Here is a 15,315-nt window from a genome sequence, read left to right on the forward strand (position 1 = left end):
TACAGGGCAACCTTATTTTATTTTTCCCGATTCCAAAGAAGATACGCGGAAAAACGAGTCGGGAATGTCTTTATTGAATTCGATTTTTTTAGTCAGCAAAACGGTTGTATGTTTTTTTTGCACATTGACCATTTCCATTTTTTTTGCAATCCAAAAACCGTTTACCTTTTCTATGCTGTCGGCAGTCAAAACTTTTAACAAAGCTCCCTGTTTGTCATAGAATTCGGCCTTTGTCTGCAAAAGGGATTCCCGGTCGATCCATGAAACGAATTTGGAATATGCGGATTTTTGTTTGGGCGTCGATTCGATTTTCCAGCAGGTTTTACCGCCCTGAGTTTCCGTTCCCAAGAGTTTGTGCTCGTAGTCGTCGGTTTTATGACCGCTCATATCGTCGTAGGTAAAGTCGGTTCCCATAAAATAATCCCCGCCGGAAGAACCGCTTATGCGCCGCGATTTTTTTAATGCCGGCATATAGAGCCAGCGGTCGTCATCTTTACTTGCTTCGTCATACGAAAACGAAAGGTATCCGACTCCCGTAACGTCTGCGGGCTTTAAAAAGACCATAACGCTTTTTGTTTCGCCTGCATATTCTTTTTTATATGCCGAAACTTCACGAACCCGTTTGCTTCCGCCCGCATTGATTAAAATCATTTCCATTTGAAAAGAACTTGTATCGGCTTTTTCGCGGTTTTCGGCTTTAAGCATAATATCGCGTCCCGTTACATCCTGCGCAGCCGCATCCGCCGTAGCTGCAATCAAGGCGGCGCAAAGAGAGAGTAGTATACATAAGGCTTTTTTTGTCATAGACTTCCTCCTAAAAAATTAGTCTTATATAACATTTTTATAATATACCTATCTATGAAATGTTTCAAGTGTTTTTTTAGCGGCAAGGTTTATTACGTGCAGGCGGCCGGCGTATTGCAGCAAAGACGGCGGCCGTATTGCAATTCTCTTTTACACAAGTTATGATAAAACAGACACGATAAATAAAGGAGGAGTTGTGGGACGCGCGTATACCGATGAGGAGCGTAAAGCATTACGCAAAAAAATAAAAGAGATAGCCGCCGATATGTTCGGTGCGTACGGGTTTAAAGCATTTAGAATACAAATGCTGACCGAAAAAGCCGGTATTTCTCTGGGCGGTTTTTATAATTTTTATAAAGACAAAGAAAGTTTGTACAACGAAATTTTGCGCGACGAAAAAAACAAAATACGCAGCGCAATTGCGGAAACGATAGAAAAAAAGAATATAAGTCCGCAGGATTTTTTTAAAGACTGGGCGGACGGTTTTTTGCGCAAAACGGCAACGAATAAATTGTACGCAGGCGATAACGCCGGGTTGCTTGAAGTTTTGGTATGGAATGAGGATCCGGCGGCGGCCCGGGATAATGCCGATTTTATCAAGCGCATACGGGAAATTTGGAAAAAGAAAAACATGAACATCTCCTTAACCGATGAGCAAATCGGAGCGGCAATTGCCGCCATAGCCGTTTTGTGCGCAAACAGGCAAAAGATAGGAAACGGTTTTGATTTTTGGTTTCCTCTGTTTGAAGCTTTGTTTATAAAACAAATATAAAAATCCGCCCGGTTTCGAGGACATGGAAAAACGGCAATGAATAAAAAAAAGCAAACAATATCCGCCGACATTCACGAAAGTCTTTATGTCGCTCTTGTTCTTGCCCTTTTAGGCGGCTTTTTGGACTCATATACTTTTATTTTAAAAAACGGCGTTTTTGCAAATGCGCAAACGGGCAATTTGGTTTTGCTTTCAATTTCCCTTTTTAACGGCGAATACGGCCGCGTTCGGCAGTATTTGCTTCCGATTCTGTTTTTTTCGTTCGGTATTCTTTTATCCGAATATGTAAAAAGCGTATCTTTTATTGCAAGTCAAACAAAAAAAGTAAAAATTGTTTTGTTATTCAAAGCGCTCGTATTGATTGTTATAGGTCTTACCTCTGCACACACACATCCTTTGTTTACAACTTGTACCGTTTCTTTTTTGGCCGCCGTTCAAGTCGGAACTTTCAATAAACTGGAAGGCTCTGCCGTCGCAACGACAATGATCACCGGCAATTTAAAAACTGCGATGCAATATTTGTATTCTTTTTTGTATAAAAAAGACGCTTCGGCGGGAAGGCGCTTTATACAATATATATCGGTAATCGTTTTTTTCGGCATAGGGGCCGGAACGGGCGCTTTTTTAACTCGAACCTTTGCCGACAATTCCATTTATTTTTGTTTGGTTTTTATCAGTACCGCCTATATTCTTTTATCTTTGCGCAGTCGTTAAAAAAAATGCGTCAGCGGACAGATGAGCGTGACCGAAGTGCGGAACCGGCGCCCGTATTACAAATTCCTTCTTGCCCATTGTTTAGAGGCTTTATTTTGTAAATGCAACCTTCATCCGCTTTTTTTCTTTTACGCATTCCGCCAGATAATAATTAATAATATTCCGATAGGGCATTCCTGTGCCGTGTGTAAAATCAGGAAGGGGCGTTATCTGAAAATTCTCACAAAAACGGCCTTTTTTGCTCTATTTCGGCACTATGTTCTCGGGAATAAAAAAGTGCCGTTTTTATTTGTTATAGCAGCCGATACAGCTGTATAAGATCTTTTTTGTTTTCAGACATACTTTCATTGTCTAAAATGTGAAACCCGTTTTCTACATAGAAATTTACTACCTTTTCTATTTTTTCACATTCGACAAAAACCGTTTTTCCGCTGGTTAAATTTAAAATATGTTTTACTTGTTTTAAAACAACATTCATCAAATCACAGCCCTTAATGGATTTTGACTTCTCATTAAAGTTTCTGCTGAACTGAGCGATAAGAAGGGCAGGAATTTTATAAGACTGAGAATCTTCATCATAATATCCGAAGCGGCTGATAACTTTTATTTCGGATTTTGTCAAAAAGTCTTTTTTCAAAGTCAGCATTTTTGTCGCCAAGGTAAAGTATCCTAAAATATTAAAATCCGCTTCCGAAGAAACTACAAGATAGGTTGATGAAGTATTAAGTTTTGTTGATTGAACGGCTTTTTCTTTTAAAAATCTTCAACATCCTTATTGATGGAAGAAAATCCATCCGATACGAGATTTAAAAAGCTTTCTCCGCCCTCTGTTGCCAATAAATCAAATAGCCGGATAAGCTCAAAACTATTTTCTTTTTGCATGGATCAATTTACTTAAACGTTCTTGTGAAAGAGTTTCAATATGTACATCTTTTAACGGCTTTTGATTTTTCTGTTCCGAAAACAGTTTTACAAAATTAGCGGTTTCTTTTTTTGTTTTTAGAACAAACGATTTTGCTAAACTTGATGTGGCCATATTTCACCTCCGTAAACGTATTTATCAAATTCATTATAATATATTTCACAAAAAAATGCACCCTTTTATTATATCTATTTAAAACTTTGCCGCCAATATAGTATGCCGCGGCTTGCCCCTGCCTTAGCCTATAAAACAGCCGACGCCGGAACGCCCGTATTACAAATTCCTTCTTGCCCATTATTGAGAGGCTTTATTTTGTAAATGCAACCTTCATCCGCTTTTTTTCTTTTACGCATTCCAACAGATAATAATTAATAATATTCTGATAGGGCATTCCCGTTTCGTCGGACATTTTTTTAAAATATTCAATTACCTGTTCGTCAAGCCTGATGGTGATTTGTTGTTTCAGTTTTGCGAAATAAGGATTTTTTATTGCACGTGAAAAATCATATTCTTCTTTCATTTTAATTACCTCCATATTGTCCGGCTTCATTTATTGTTGCTTTGCGGGCTGAAATTATTCTTATTACTGCGTCATTTTCACGATAACAATGACAAACAACCAATATTTTAGATAAAGCGCTTATCCCCAATATAATAAATCTATCTTCTTCAGTAGAATGTTCCGGATCGGAAATCAATAAAGCATTCGGATCATAAAAAACCGTTTTAGCTTCGTCAAAAGAAATATTGTGTTTTTTCAGATTCTTTTCGGCTTTAGCCGGATCCCATTCAAACCGTATATCCATAATTATATTATAATTATGCTTCAATTCTTTTGTCAAGAAAAAATAGAAAACGGAAGGAAAAGTGCACATGCCCCATTATTGAGAGGTTTTGTTTTGAAAATGCAACCATCATCCGCTTTTTTTCTTTTACGCATTCCGCCAGATAATAATTAATAATATTCTGATAAGGCATTCCTGTTTCGTGTGTAAAAATCAAGGAGGGGCTTTATCGGAGTCTATAGAAGAAGGTAAAAAATCGTACTTGGCGGGATTCATAATAAGTAAACATAATTTTGTAAATTCCGCTTCGGTTAAATCCGTAGAATTCTTATTAAAGTAAAATTTGCAGGCGTTTTTGAGTCCGAAAACGTTGCGGCCGAAATAACACTTTGAAAAAAAATAATTATAACAATCTTTATAATCTATATGTTTGACAATGTACCTTGCCGTTGCAATTATTATAAACCGACGCTCCGTAGTCGTTATCGTTTTTATTTGGTCATTATTTGCAAGATAAAATTCCGCCGTATACCGTGCAACATTATTTTTAACGGAAAACATATCCGGCAACAAAAGAAGATGTTTAAATCTCGGATTTTTATTTTTTGTAAATATATAACTTGCAATCTGCATTTGATTATCGGTTAAAACAACGGAAATCTCCTTTTGTATTGTTTCTTTTGAAATCGGTACCGCTTTACTTTTTATAAATAAATTTATTCCTATATGACAAGAAGTTATAAATAATACGGCTGCAAATAAAAACCTTATTATTTTCATCTTATCCCAGCAGTTCCTTTGCCAAGCTTTTTGCGGTTTTTGTTGCGGCAAGACCGCCCTTTGCCGTTTCTTTGAGGGCTGCGGGAAGCATTTTCCCCGTACGGAACATCGCTTCAAGCACTTCATCGGGGGGAACGGGCGAGCTCATGCCCGCAAGCGCCATGTCCGCACTTATAAGGGCGTTTACCGCCTGGCTTGCATTCCGCTGGGCACAGGGAATCTGCACCAAGCCGGCGATGGGGTCGCACACAAGGCCCATCGCGTTCATAAGAGAAAAAGAAAAAGCGTTCATGCTTTGTTCGATCGTACCGCCGGCAAATTCAACCGCAGCTGCCGAAGCCATTGCCGCAGCCGAAGCGCATTCGGCTTGACAGCCGCCCTCGGCCCCGGAAACGGTTGCATTTTTTACGATAACCGCACCGAGTCCTGACGCGGTTAAAAGTGCGCAGAGAATTTTTTTGCGGGAGGCAGATAAAGTTTGACCGTCCGCCGCACCCGCTTTGTCGACCGAACCTGCCGCAGCTTCCGCTTTATCAGTTGAGTCCGCCGTATGCCCCGTATCGACGGGAAACTCCCGCTCATACAGAGCAATCAAAACCGCAGGGATAATCCCGCTTGAACCGGCGGTCGGGGCGGCGCAAATGCGCCCCATCGAAGCGTTCACTTCCGACACCGAAAGGGCAAGCGACATAACGCGGTTTATAAAGCTGCCGCATAAAAAAGAGCCCTTTTGTGTATATGCGTGGTGGCGGCTTGCGTAACCGCTTATAAGACTGCGCTCGGCGCTCAAGGGAGTGTTCAGGGCTTTGAAAGCCGATTCTTCCATAACCCTAAAGCGCTTATCCAATTCGGCAAAAACCGCCTCTTTGCTTGTGTTTTGCAAGGCGCACTCGTTATCCAAAATAAGACGCCACAGAGGTTTTTTTTCCGCAGCGCACAGCGCACACAATTGTTCAAAGTTCCGATACACAGCTCACCTACACGTTTATGACAATCACCGAAAGCACGTTCGCCAATGCGTCGAGCTTTTCTTTTATACCCGCTTCAACGGCCGAATCGGTTTCGATAATACAGCATGCAAAGCCGCCGCGTTCTTTACGGCTCACCTTCATAACCGCTATGTTGATTTTGTTTTGCGCCAAAACGCCCGAAATCTCGCTTATAACGCCGGGAACGTCTTTTTGAAACACAATGAGGGTGTTTGTTTCCGCCGCGAATTCGGTGTCGAATCCGTCTATTGATTTTACAAGGATTCTCCCGCCGCCGACCGAAGAGCCGGTAATTTCACAGCTTGAGCCGTCGTTTTTCGTAAAGGTAAGCCGGGCGGAATTTTCGTGCATGCCTTCCAAATCGGCTTCGTAAAAGTCGAAGGCCAAACCCGCGTTGCGCGCGTACGAAAAGGAGTCGGCAATGCGCTCATCGTCTTCGTAAAAACCCAAAACGCCTGCGACCAAAGCCTTATCCGTTCCGTGCCCGCGTCCCGTTTCGGCAAAACTTCCGAATAAGCCGAAACTCACCTTTGCAAAGGGCGGCCGTGCAATGTTCGCGGCAATACGTGCAAGGCGCGCCGCCCCCGCCGTGTGAGAACTCGAAGGCCCGGTCATAACAGGCCCTGCAACCTGAAACACGCTTATATCCATACCGCCGCCGTTTTTTACAATTCGTTATGCAGCCGCTCTTCCTTTGCGTAAATGCACAGAGCGTCTATAAGCTCGTCGCAATAGCCCTGCATAATGTAATCGAGCTTGTACAATGTTAAATTGATGCGGTGGTCGGTTACGCGGTTTTGCGGAAAGTTATAAGTGCGGATACGCTCGGAGCGCTCGCCCGAACCGACCATGCTTTTGCGCGCCGCCGCCCGCTCGGCATTTTTTTTGGACTCTTCCAAATCGAAAAGCCGCGCCCGCAAAACGCGCATAGCCTTCGCTTTGTTTTTTATCTGACTTTTTTCGTCCTGCTGAATAACCACCAAGCCCGTCGGCAAGTGGGTAAGACGCACCGCCGAATCGGTTGTGTTGACGCACTGACCGCCCGGGCCGCCCGCCCTCATCACGTCAACCCGTAAATCTTCAGGCCGTATTTCGATTTCCGTTTCTTCGGCCTCCGGCAGCACCGCCACCGTAACCGCACTTGTATGCACGCGCCCCTGCGATTCGGTTTCCGGCACACGCTGAACACGGTGAACCCCGCCCTCATAGCGCAAACTGCCGTACACGTATTTTCCGCTTATCGAAAAAGATATTTCCTTATAACCGCCCACCTCGGTTTCGTTTGCGCCCATAATTTCGTACTTCCAGCCCTTCATATCCGCATAGCGCGTGTACATACGGAACAAATCCGCCGCAAACAGCGAGGCTTCGTCGCCGCCGGCACCTCCGCGGATTTCCATAATAATATTTTTTTCTTCCAGAGGGTCGGGCGGAATCAGCAAAAATTTGAGCTTTTCTTCCATTTCGGGAAGCTTTTCTTCAAGCTCCTTTAATTCTTCGCGCGCAAATTCCTTCATATCGTGATCGTCTTCTTCGGTAATCAAATGCTTTGCGTCCTCAATACCCTGCAAAAGCTTTTTATACTCCTCGAATTCGCGCATTACCTCCGACAAATGCGAATGTTCGCGCATCACATCTTTATATTGTTTCGGATTTTTTATCAACTCCGGATCCTGAACGGCCTCATTCAATTCTTTAAACCGTTCAGCCATTTGTTCAAGCCGTTTAATCATAACGGAATTATATAGAAAAAAAGACACACAGGCAAGCGTTTTTTATCCTTGCATTTTATAGAACAATATTCTATAATGTTTATAGAATATTGTTCTATAAGGGCGGAAAAAATATGTCCGAAAAAAAAGATGCCGGAAAAATCAGGCAAAATCAATTGATCGACGCGGCGGCCTCGCTGTTTTTTTCAAAAGGCTATATAAACACTTCGGTACGGGATATTTTGGATACCGCAAACGACCGGACATCTTCGCCCAGCGTTTTTTACTATTATTTTAAATCGAAAGAAGAAATTTACCGTGCCGTTTTACGCCGCTACACCGAGCGCTATATACAGGCCGTGCAGGATACAATCGACGCGCATAAAAACGATGCGCACACTCTTATGGCTCAGGCAACCTCCCTGTTTTTAAAAACGGTAAAAGAAGATGTACACGGAAAAGAAGCCGCATCCTCGCCGGACAATCTTTTGTATGCTTTAAAACTCAAAGAAGAACTGACGCAAAAATTTGTTGAAGTTTGGGAAATATTCATACGCTCGCTGAGTTGGTACAAAGCCGACGCCGAAACTGTTCATAAAACGGCCGTTTTTATTGCCGGCGGCATCGGGGAAATGATGTACGATTTCGGCTATGTACATGAAAAAAAAGACGGCAATGCTCGAAAACTTATGGATTCCATGATCGACTTTTGCGCCCGCGTTTTAAATGCGCCGGCTGCAGAAAAAGAAAAATACAGGAGGCTTGTATATGATAACCTTACACGAACAGGTTGATATTCCCGCGCCGTTTGAAAAACTCTGCGCGTGGGCCGACAATTTCGAAGAAGAATTCGTAAAGTGGAGTCCCTATCATTTGGCGTGCGAGCTTTATGACGGAAACGTAAATGTGGGCAGCAAAGTCCGCTTTTACGAAATCGTTATGGGTCTCGACTACGATGTAACCGGCACCATCGTAACGAGCGAGCGTGACGATAACCGTTTTTTGTTCGTATTCAAAAGCGATAAGGGAACCGCTTTTATCACGTTTGAAGGAACACGGACAAAAGAAGGCTGCCGCTTTTCGCATACCGAATCGTTCGGCATGACAACGCCTGTCGTCGGACCCCTTATGAATTTTTTGTTTTTTAAAATCATCTTCCGTAAAAAATGCAACTGGCAGCTTATCCGCGACGATATGATTTTGGACAATAAATATTTAACCGAAATTCTTACCGAAGGCAAATACCCCGAGCGAATTCCCGTCGAACGCTTAAAAGCCGGCGAAACTGTAACCACATAAACCAAAGGCGCCTGCCCGGCCTGTAAAACATTGCAGTTTTTTGCCCTTTCGGTTATACTTTTTGCGGCCGGCGATGTCTTGTGCACAGTTAAAATAAAAACCGAAACACGCCGGAAACGGAGTCAGTATGAATGTATTGGTTATAGGCGGCGCCGGTTATATCGGAAGCCACGCTGTAAAAGAACTTATGGCATCGGGCCATAAGATAACGGTGTTCGACAATCTTTCGTCGGGCTTGCTTCAAAATCTTTTTCCCGAAAACGGCTTTATAGCAGGCGATATTTTACACCCTGAAGCCCTCGATGCGGCCTTTGCGCGGGGCTTTGACGCATTTATCCATTTGGCGGCTTTTAAGGCGGCAGGCGAATCGATGATAAAGCCCGAAAAATATTCGATAAACAATATTTCGGGTACTATCAATATTCTAAACGCCGCCCTTGCACATAACTGTAAGTATATGGTTTTTTCTTCTTCCGCAGCCGTTTTCGGTTCTCCGGAATATTTACCCATCGATGAAAAACACCCGACAAATCCCGAAAATTATTACGGCTTTACAAAACTCGATATTGAACACTACATGGCGTGGTACGATAAACTCAAAGGCTTAAAATTCGCCGCCCTGCGTTATTTTAATGCGGCAGGCTATGATCCGGACGGCGTTATTACGGGACTTGAGCAAAACCCCGCAAACCTTTTGCCCGTTATTATGGAAACCGCCTGCGGTATGCGCAAAGAATTGCAGATTTTCGGTACCGACTACGATACGCGCGACGGTACCTGCATCCGCGATTACGTACATGTAAAAGATTTAGCGATTGCCCACGTAAAGGCCCTTGAATACATCGTAAAAAACAACGAAAGCTTAACCGTCAACTTGGGAAGCGAAAACGGCGTTTCCGTTTCGGAAATGCTTGAAGCCGCCCGGCGCATTACGGGCAAGCCCATTCCCGCCGTTCACACTGGCCGCCGCGCAGGAGACCCCGCCTGTTTGTATGCAACGTCGGCTTATGCGCGCGAAAAGATCGGCTGGAAGGCGGAATATTCGGACATTGACAGCCTTGTTTCATCCACATGGGCGGTATATAAAAAACACATAAAAGAAAGAGGTAACATATGAGTTTTAAAACAATAAGTAAGTGGCTTGACGGACAAACCGAAAATATTATCGAATTGGAAACGCTTTTAACGTCGCATCCTGCCCTTGCCCCCGAAAGCGGCGGTCAGGGAGAAGCCGAAAAATGCAAAGCACTCGAAGAATGGTTGACCGCTCAGGGCATTACACAGCTTGAGCGCTTCGACGCTCCGGACGGCCGCGTTGCCTGCGGATACCGCCCCAATTTGGTTGCGACGATAGAGGGTAAAAACGACAAGCGTACCGTTTGGGTTATAGCCCACTTGGATGTTGTGCCGGTCGGAGAGCTTTCGCTGTGGTCGAGCGACCCCTGGAAGGTATACGAAAAAGGCGGCAAAATATTCGGCCGCGGTGTGGAAGACAATCAACAGGGCTTATGCAGCGGTGTGTTTGCGGCCCTTGCCTTTGTAAAAAACGGCATTGTTCCCGAAAACACGGTAAAGCTTTTGTTCGCCGCCGATGAAGAAGTCGGTTCGGCTTACGGCATTCAATATCTTTTAAAAAAGCATAAATTGTTCCGCAAACAGGATATTATCATCATTCCCGACGGAGGCGACTCAAAAGGCGAAACAATCGAAGTTGCCGAAAAAAACCTTTTATGGATGAAGCTCGTTATCCGCGGAAAACAGGCGCACGGTTCCATGCCGAACCTCGGAAACAACGCGTATTTGGCGGGCTGCGTCCTTGCGCTCAAACTGAACGCTTTGGAAAAAGTCTTTAAAAAACGCGACAAATTGTTCGAGCCGCCGTATTCAACCTTTCAGCCGACAAAAAAAGAAGCAAATGTACCGAACGTCAACACAATCCCCGGCGAAGACGTATTTTACATGGACTGCCGAATACTTCCCTGCTATACCCTTGCCGAAGTACGCGCTGAAGCCCGTAAAGCTATTGCCGAAATTGAAGAAAAATACGGCGTAAAAATCAAATACAGCGAAGAGCAGGCGGTCGAATCGCCTGCAACCCCCGTCGACGCTCCCGTAGTTACGGAATTGACAGCGGCGATTAAAAAGGTTACCGGCAAAAAAGCCCGCCCCATCGGAATCGGCGGCGGCACGGTCGGCGGCTATTTACGCATAAAAGGTTATAACGCTGCCGTATGGAGCACCTTGGACGAAACCGCCCACCAGCCGAACGAATACTGCAAAATCAAAAATCTTGTGCAGGACGCAAAGGTTCTCGCCGCAATTTTCGGAGGTAAGGATTTATGAAAAAAAATCATGCTCACGTACCGTTTTATGTAAAGCGCTCTTGCCGCATATCGGCCTCATGTGCGGGAATTACCGCATGCAGCCGTTTTACCGCCCTCGCCGCCGCTTTTTTGCTGCTCGGTTTTCTTGCAGTCTTCACCGGCTGCGAAACGCCCAAGGTTGAGCGTATCGACGCCGAAACCGTAACCGATTTAAGCGGCTATTGGAACGACACGGATGTGCGCCTCGTAGCCGACACGCTGATAAAAGAATGTACAAACGCACCCGCAATAAACAATTATACGAGAACGAAGGGAAAGTTTCCGGTTGTTATTGTCGGCACCTTTAAAAATCAAAGCGACGAGCATATCGATACCTCGATTTTGGTAAAAAAATTCGAAGCGGCTCTTGTAAACAGCGGTAAGGTTGATTTTGTCGCTTCATCAAGCGAGCGCGGCGATTTACGCCAAGAGCGTAAAGAACAACAGGAATGGGCAAGCGAAGAAACGGCAAAGCGTCTTGCCAACGAAACGGGAGCCGACTTTATGCTCATCGGTGCGGTAAAAACCATTGTGGATATGAACACAAAAAAATCGACGCGCACCTATTATGTTACGGCCGAACTCATCGATATAGAAACCAACCGCAAATTGTGGATAGGTGAAAATTCGGAAATTAAAAAGCTTATAACAAGGGCTGCAATACGCTTTTAAAACGTGAGCTTCTATGAAACGTTTTGCGGGTATTCTCTTTTGGTGTACTCTTGTTTTTTTTACAGCTTGTGTAACTGCGGATCATGCGGCATATGATACGGACCTTTTAGTCGGAAACTATGCGGGAGTATATAAACGCCTCGATGCGGAGCAAAAACGCTTATATGCCGCTCAGGATAAACTTCTTTATCATCTTGATGCCGGCATGCTTTTACATTTTGCAGGCGATTACGATGCTTCAAACCGGCAGCTTTCTCAAGCGGAAACCCTTATAGACTATTATGCTGCAAAAAGCGTTTCGCAAGCGATCGGTTCTTTTGTGCTTAACGATTCGGTAATCGATTATGCCGGCGAAGATTACGAAGATATTTATACCAATTTGTTTATGGCGCTCAATTATATCCGATTGGACAAAATCGAAGACGCCTTTGTAGAGATTCGCCGGTTTGATAATAAGCTGAAACGGTTATCGTCAAAATACGAAAAAGAGGTTTTTGCAGCAAAACAACAAGCCGAAAAACAAATGGCGGAATTGAACTTGTCCGATTCGTATGCACAAGGCAGGCTTGATTTACCGTTTGATTTGGAATTTCATAATTCCGCCTTTGCCCGTTACATAAGTCTTTTGCTGTATCGAAGCGAAAACAGCAGCGACAGCGCCATAATCGATAAAAAATATTTGGAATCGGCATTTCAAACCCAGCGTTCTTTATATCCGTTTCCGCTTCCTGCGGCGGTGGAACAGGAATTTTCCGTACCGCCGGAAAAAGCCCGGTTAAACATTCTGTGTTTTACAGGGCGTTCTCCGATAAAAAAAGAAAAAATATTCCGTATTCCCGATATAACCGGCGGTACTTGGTTTAAAATAGCGATTCCGGTTATGCAAAAAAGGTCTTCACGTATTTCATCCGTATATATTGAAGCGATTGACGGCAGCGGAAACAAAAGCGCCGGAACACTTGAGATACTGGAAAGCATGGAAAACATAGCTGAAGATACGTTTCGGCAAAAACAATCGCTTATATATACAAAAACATTTGTCAGAACCCTTTCGAAAACGCTTGCTTCGGCGGCAGCGGAAGCCGCCCTCGTTTCCCAAGATGACGGCAGTTCCGATATAAAAGCTCTGGGCGGTTTTTTACGGCTGCTTTCCGGAATATTTATAGAAATTTCAGAACGCGCTGACCTTCGTTGTTCCCGGTATTTTCCGGCTGCCGTATGGGCGGGCGGTTTGAATTTAGACGGCGGCCTGTACACGGTGCATATAAGCTGTTATGATAAACAAAGAAAGCTTTTGTATAAAGACATAAAAAAAGATGTTTTAGTAAAAAACACTATGCTTAACATTACGGAGTTTGTATGTATGCAATAAAAAGCGATAAAAAATACCGAACGGGAAGCTTTGCGTGTTTTTGCTTTTTTACGGGAATCCTGATGTCCTGCGTTTCCGCTTCCGCTGTAAAAAAAATGCCGCAATGGGTAATAGAGGCGTCTGCGGTGTATCCCGACGGCGAATATTTGTGCGGAGTCGGTTATGCAAAAGACCGTAATTCCGCAGAATCGGCAGCGGTTGCAGTCCTTACAAAATCAATCAGTCAAAAAGTAAAGGCCCAAACATCTTCCGTGCAAACAATGGATTCGGAAAAAGAAGGGGTGGGCAGAAGGTTTGCTTCCGAAGTTAATACGCTTTCCCTTATAAATGAGATTGTCGGGTTAAAAATTCAGGAAGTGTGGACTGCCCCCGACGGCGACGTATATGCCCTTGCCCTTATCAATCGAGAAGAGGTCGGTTCGTATTATGAAAAAAAGATAACCGACAATGAAAACGGTATAAACGCCTTTATTGCGATGTCGGCCGAAAACCCTGCGAGTTTTGAAAGCATACGGGCTTTAAATTCCGCCGTCCGTGACGCTGCCGAAAACGACGGGTTTATATCGATTTTAGCCGTTGTACATCCGTTAAAATACAAACGGCTTTCTTTAGCGTATAAAAACACACAAACGGTACAAGCGTTGCGCGAACGGGAACTTCAAAAAATACATATTGCCGTAGAGGTTGCAGACGATAACAGCGGCAGAATTGCAAGCGCTTTTTCGCAAGTTTTCAAAGAAGCCGGCTTTAAAACGCTCTCCGAAAAACAATCGGGTTTTACGGATGCGCCTTATATACTTAAAGCCGTTTTGTCTGTGGAGCCGCTGGTTGTTTCCGCTTCTTCTCAAAATAAATATGTTCGTTATGTGCTCAAAGCCGAACTGACGGATACGGCGTCGGGTAAAGTCGTGCTGCCGTGGACTGCAAGCGGGCGTGAAGCGCATTTTACCGAAAGCGAAGCCGAACAAAGAGCCTTGCGCACGCTTGAATCCCTCATAAAAAACGATTTTTCGGCACAAATGCTTACAATGGGGAATTAGCGGACTTTTAAGAGAATACCTAACACGGCAATGGTTACCAAAACCTGCAAAATCATAAACTTAACCAGTATTTGTGTCGGCGACCAATTTCTGTTTTTTCTCATATGATCATGCAGGGGAAATCGAATCGAGTCGAATATACGAATTTTTAAAAACCGTAGCAAGGCGACTTTAACCAATCCCATACCGCCGTTTAAAAAGATAACCGAAGATGTTGCTAAAATTAAAAACGGGTTTCCGCTGACTAAAACGGACACACCGATAAAAAAACCCAAAGCCCTGCTTCCTGCATCTCCCATAAGAACCTTGCTCGGAAAAGCATTATGCCACAGGTATCCCATAAGAGAGCCTGCAAGAGAAAAGGTTATAATTGCCCAAGAAGCTCCGTCCTGTAAATGGGGGATGAGAAGATAGGCTGCGATATCTTTATGACCCAATACAAAATAAAAAAGAACGCCCATTGTAATAAGGGCAATAAGCACCAATGTACTCGAAAGACCGTCTACTCCGTCGGTACAGTTTGTCGTGTTGATCGATGCCCATAAAAGCAGGGTTGCTATGCTTATATATACGGGCATTGCTATTCCGACGGGTTCGGCGATAAAGGGAAGCCAAAACAGTACCCGTCCGGCTGTGTCGGTGAGCGGATTCAAATAGTAAAGGACTGCGGATGCGGCAAGTGAAATCAGCAAATCTAAAGAGCCTTTTTTATATTCGCCCCAACTCAGTATACTCCGGTCGTCTAAAAATCCGGTCAGCATGGAAAGCCATGTCAATACAAGCATAATGACTTGAAGGAAATTTAGCGGGGCAAATAAAGCGCTGACAAAAATAAATATGCTTATAAATACGAATCCGCTGCCCGTCGGTTTTCCCTTGGCGGCGTCGGCATTTACGGAAAATTCTCTGCCTCTGTCTACAGGCAAAAAACGGTAACAGCGAGGAAGTAAAACGTAGGCCGCTATAAAGCCCGTATACAGTGCAAGGGAAATAAGCACCGCATAAGATTGCAAAAGGCGTCCGGGGCCGAAAAAGAGCATAATATATGAGCCGAAATGATATAACATAATACTGCCTCTTAAGTTAAAAAA

General features: G+C 44.0%; 20 protein-coding genes. 9 read left to right on the top strand and 11 right to left on the bottom strand.

Annotated features, from left to right (window positions below; translation table 11 throughout):
• Positions 1-12: 12 nt before the first annotated feature.
• Positions 13-804 (bottom strand): outer membrane lipoprotein-sorting protein, encoded by a 792-nt coding sequence (locus tag H0R92_RS03945; RefSeq protein ID WP_432961410.1) that lies wholly within the window; start codon positions 802-804, stop codon positions 13-15.
• 196 nt (positions 805-1,000) lie between these two features.
• On the opposite strand from H0R92_RS03945, the gene H0R92_RS03950 reads away from it, so the two are divergent.
• Positions 1,001-1,576 carry a TetR/AcrR family transcriptional regulator gene (locus H0R92_RS03950; protein WP_432961412.1) on the top strand — a complete coding sequence of 192 codons (576 nt, stop codon included), beginning with the start codon at positions 1,001-1,003 and terminating at the stop codon, positions 1,574-1,576.
• Between the two features lie 36 nt (positions 1,577-1,612).
• Positions 1,613-2,290: a YoaK family protein gene (locus tag H0R92_RS03955; RefSeq protein ID WP_432961414.1), complete on the top strand. Its 678-nt coding sequence runs from the start codon at positions 1,613-1,615 to the stop codon at positions 2,288-2,290.
• A gap of 292 nt (positions 2,291-2,582) precedes the next feature.
• Here H0R92_RS03955 and H0R92_RS03960 read toward each other — a convergent pair whose 3' ends face one another.
• From H0R92_RS03960 to prfA, 9 genes are all read right to left on the bottom strand, one after another.
• Entirely contained in the window at positions 2,583-2,936 is a 354-nt protein-coding gene (locus tag H0R92_RS03960) for a hypothetical protein (RefSeq protein ID WP_432961416.1), read from the bottom strand.
• 107 nt (positions 2,937-3,043) lie between these two features.
• A complete protein-coding gene (locus H0R92_RS03965) occupies positions 3,044-3,172 on the bottom strand; it encodes a hypothetical protein (RefSeq protein ID WP_432961418.1) in 129 nt (42 codons plus the stop codon).
• A complete protein-coding gene (locus H0R92_RS03970) occupies positions 3,156-3,326 on the bottom strand; it encodes a hypothetical protein (RefSeq protein ID WP_432961420.1) in 171 nt (56 codons plus the stop codon). The genes H0R92_RS03965 and H0R92_RS03970 overlap by 17 nt, the downstream gene beginning before the upstream one ends.
• Before the next feature lie 193 nt (positions 3,327-3,519).
• Positions 3,520-3,732 carry a BrnA antitoxin family protein gene (locus H0R92_RS03975; protein ID WP_432961422.1) on the bottom strand — a complete coding sequence of 71 codons (213 nt, stop codon included), beginning with the start codon at positions 3,730-3,732 and terminating at the stop codon, positions 3,520-3,522.
• 1 nt (position 3,733) lies between these two features.
• Positions 3,734-4,018: a BrnT family toxin gene (locus H0R92_RS03980; RefSeq protein WP_432961424.1), complete on the bottom strand. Its 285-nt coding sequence runs from the start codon at positions 4,016-4,018 to the stop codon at positions 3,734-3,736.
• Positions 4,019-4,210: 192 nt separating this feature from the next.
• Positions 4,211-4,777, bottom strand: a complete 567-nt coding sequence (locus H0R92_RS03985) for a transglycosylase domain-containing protein (RefSeq protein WP_432961426.1) — start codon at positions 4,775-4,777, stop codon at positions 4,211-4,213.
• A gap of 1 nt (position 4,778) precedes the next feature.
• Positions 4,779-5,747, bottom strand: a complete 969-nt coding sequence (locus H0R92_RS03990; RefSeq protein WP_432961428.1) for an L-serine ammonia-lyase, iron-sulfur-dependent, subunit alpha — start codon at positions 5,745-5,747, stop codon at positions 4,779-4,781.
• A gap of 7 nt (positions 5,748-5,754) precedes the next feature.
• Positions 5,755-6,417: an L-serine ammonia-lyase, iron-sulfur-dependent subunit beta gene (sdaAB, locus tag H0R92_RS03995; protein ID WP_432961430.1), complete on the bottom strand. Its 663-nt coding sequence runs from the start codon at positions 6,415-6,417 to the stop codon at positions 5,755-5,757.
• Positions 6,418-6,431: 14 nt separating this feature from the next.
• A complete protein-coding gene (gene prfA / locus H0R92_RS04000; protein WP_432961432.1) occupies positions 6,432-7,499 on the bottom strand; it encodes a peptide chain release factor 1 in 1,068 nt (355 codons plus the stop codon).
• 113 nt (positions 7,500-7,612) lie between these two features.
• Here prfA and H0R92_RS04005 point away from each other — a divergent pair, with 113 nt between their 5' ends.
• From H0R92_RS04005 to H0R92_RS04035, 7 genes are all read left to right on the top strand, one after another.
• Complete coding sequence (locus tag H0R92_RS04005) at positions 7,613-8,272, top strand: TetR/AcrR family transcriptional regulator (protein WP_432961434.1); 660 nt, start codon at positions 7,613-7,615, stop codon at positions 8,270-8,272.
• Positions 8,247-8,777 (top strand): SRPBCC family protein, encoded by a 531-nt coding sequence (locus tag H0R92_RS04010; RefSeq protein ID WP_432961436.1) that lies wholly within the window; start codon positions 8,247-8,249, stop codon positions 8,775-8,777. The genes H0R92_RS04005 and H0R92_RS04010 overlap by 26 nt, the downstream gene beginning before the upstream one ends.
• 127 nt (positions 8,778-8,904) lie before the next feature.
• The gene (galE, locus tag H0R92_RS04015; RefSeq protein WP_432961438.1) at positions 8,905-9,894 is read left to right on the top strand and encodes a UDP-glucose 4-epimerase GalE; all 990 of its coding nucleotides are present in this window, start codon (positions 8,905-8,907) and stop codon (positions 9,892-9,894) included.
• Positions 9,891-11,120, top strand: coding sequence for a M20 family metallo-hydrolase (locus tag H0R92_RS04020; RefSeq protein ID WP_432961440.1), 1,230 nt, complete (start codon positions 9,891-9,893; stop codon positions 11,118-11,120). Before galE ends, H0R92_RS04020 begins: the two co-directional genes overlap by 4 nt.
• Positions 11,117-11,812 carry a penicillin-binding protein activator LpoB gene (locus H0R92_RS04025; protein ID WP_432961442.1) on the top strand — a complete coding sequence of 232 codons (696 nt, stop codon included), beginning with the start codon at positions 11,117-11,119 and terminating at the stop codon, positions 11,810-11,812. The genes H0R92_RS04020 and H0R92_RS04025 overlap by 4 nt, the downstream gene beginning before the upstream one ends.
• 13 nt (positions 11,813-11,825) lie before the next feature.
• Positions 11,826-13,184, top strand: coding sequence for a hypothetical protein (locus H0R92_RS04030; protein ID WP_432961444.1), 1,359 nt, complete (start codon positions 11,826-11,828; stop codon positions 13,182-13,184).
• Positions 13,172-14,224 (top strand): LPP20 family lipoprotein, encoded by a 1,053-nt coding sequence (locus H0R92_RS04035; RefSeq protein ID WP_432961446.1) that lies wholly within the window; start codon positions 13,172-13,174, stop codon positions 14,222-14,224. The genes H0R92_RS04030 and H0R92_RS04035 overlap by 13 nt, the downstream gene beginning before the upstream one ends.
• Here H0R92_RS04035 and H0R92_RS04040 read toward each other — a convergent pair.
• Positions 14,221-15,291, bottom strand: a complete 1,071-nt coding sequence (locus H0R92_RS04040; RefSeq protein WP_432961448.1) for a phospho-N-acetylmuramoyl-pentapeptide-transferase — start codon at positions 15,289-15,291, stop codon at positions 14,221-14,223. The genes H0R92_RS04035 and H0R92_RS04040 overlap by 4 nt on opposite strands.
• Between the last annotated feature and the right edge of the window lie 24 nt (positions 15,292-15,315).

Origin of the sequence: Treponema sp. OMZ 840 (assembly GCF_050937815.1) — a bacterium.
Taxonomy (GTDB): Bacteria; Spirochaetota; Spirochaetia; order Treponematales; family Treponemataceae; genus Treponema_C.

What these genes read in the sequence shown, in the direction of transcription:
- H0R92_RS03985 (WP_432961426.1), bottom strand. Translation starts at nt 4,777, where the DNA reads ATGAAAATAATAAGGTTTTTATTTGCAGCCGTATTATTTATAACTTCT.
- H0R92_RS04040 (WP_432961448.1), bottom strand. Translation starts at nt 15,291, where the DNA reads ATGTTATATCATTTCGGCTCATATATTATGCTCTTTTTCGGCCCCGGA.
- H0R92_RS03970 (WP_432961420.1), bottom strand. Translation starts at nt 3,326, where the DNA reads ATGGCCACATCAAGTTTAGCAAAATCGTTTGTTCTAAAAACAAAAAAA.
- prfA (WP_432961432.1), bottom strand. Translation starts at nt 7,499, where the DNA reads ATGATTAAACGGCTTGAACAAATGGCTGAACGGTTTAAAGAATTGAAT.
- H0R92_RS04005 (WP_432961434.1), top strand. Translation starts at nt 7,613, where the DNA reads ATGTCCGAAAAAAAAGATGCCGGAAAAATCAGGCAAAATCAATTGATC.
- H0R92_RS03945 (WP_432961410.1), bottom strand. Translation starts at nt 804, where the DNA reads ATGACAAAAAAAGCCTTATGTATACTACTCTCTCTTTGCGCCGCCTTG.
- H0R92_RS04025 (WP_432961442.1), top strand. Translation starts at nt 11,117, where the DNA reads ATGAAAAAAAATCATGCTCACGTACCGTTTTATGTAAAGCGCTCTTGC.
- galE (WP_432961438.1), top strand. Translation starts at nt 8,905, where the DNA reads ATGAATGTATTGGTTATAGGCGGCGCCGGTTATATCGGAAGCCACGCT.
- H0R92_RS03980 (WP_432961424.1), bottom strand. Translation starts at nt 4,018, where the DNA reads ATGGATATACGGTTTGAATGGGATCCGGCTAAAGCCGAAAAGAATCTG.
- H0R92_RS04020 (WP_432961440.1), top strand. Translation starts at nt 9,891, where the DNA reads ATGAGTTTTAAAACAATAAGTAAGTGGCTTGACGGACAAACCGAAAAT.
- H0R92_RS03965 (WP_432961418.1), bottom strand. Translation starts at nt 3,172, where the DNA reads ATGCAAAAAGAAAATAGTTTTGAGCTTATCCGGCTATTTGATTTATTG.
- H0R92_RS04035 (WP_432961446.1), top strand. Translation starts at nt 13,172, where the DNA reads ATGTATGCAATAAAAAGCGATAAAAAATACCGAACGGGAAGCTTTGCG.
- H0R92_RS03955 (WP_432961414.1), top strand. Translation starts at nt 1,613, where the DNA reads ATGAATAAAAAAAAGCAAACAATATCCGCCGACATTCACGAAAGTCTT.
- H0R92_RS03960 (WP_432961416.1), bottom strand. Translation starts at nt 2,936, where the DNA reads ATGCTGACTTTGAAAAAAGACTTTTTGACAAAATCCGAAATAAAAGTT.
- H0R92_RS04010 (WP_432961436.1), top strand. Translation starts at nt 8,247, where the DNA reads ATGATAACCTTACACGAACAGGTTGATATTCCCGCGCCGTTTGAAAAA.
- H0R92_RS04030 (WP_432961444.1), top strand. Translation starts at nt 11,826, where the DNA reads ATGAAACGTTTTGCGGGTATTCTCTTTTGGTGTACTCTTGTTTTTTTT.
- H0R92_RS03975 (WP_432961422.1), bottom strand. Translation starts at nt 3,732, where the DNA reads ATGAAAGAAGAATATGATTTTTCACGTGCAATAAAAAATCCTTATTTC.
- sdaAB (WP_432961430.1), bottom strand. Translation starts at nt 6,417, where the DNA reads ATGGATATAAGCGTGTTTCAGGTTGCAGGGCCTGTTATGACCGGGCCT.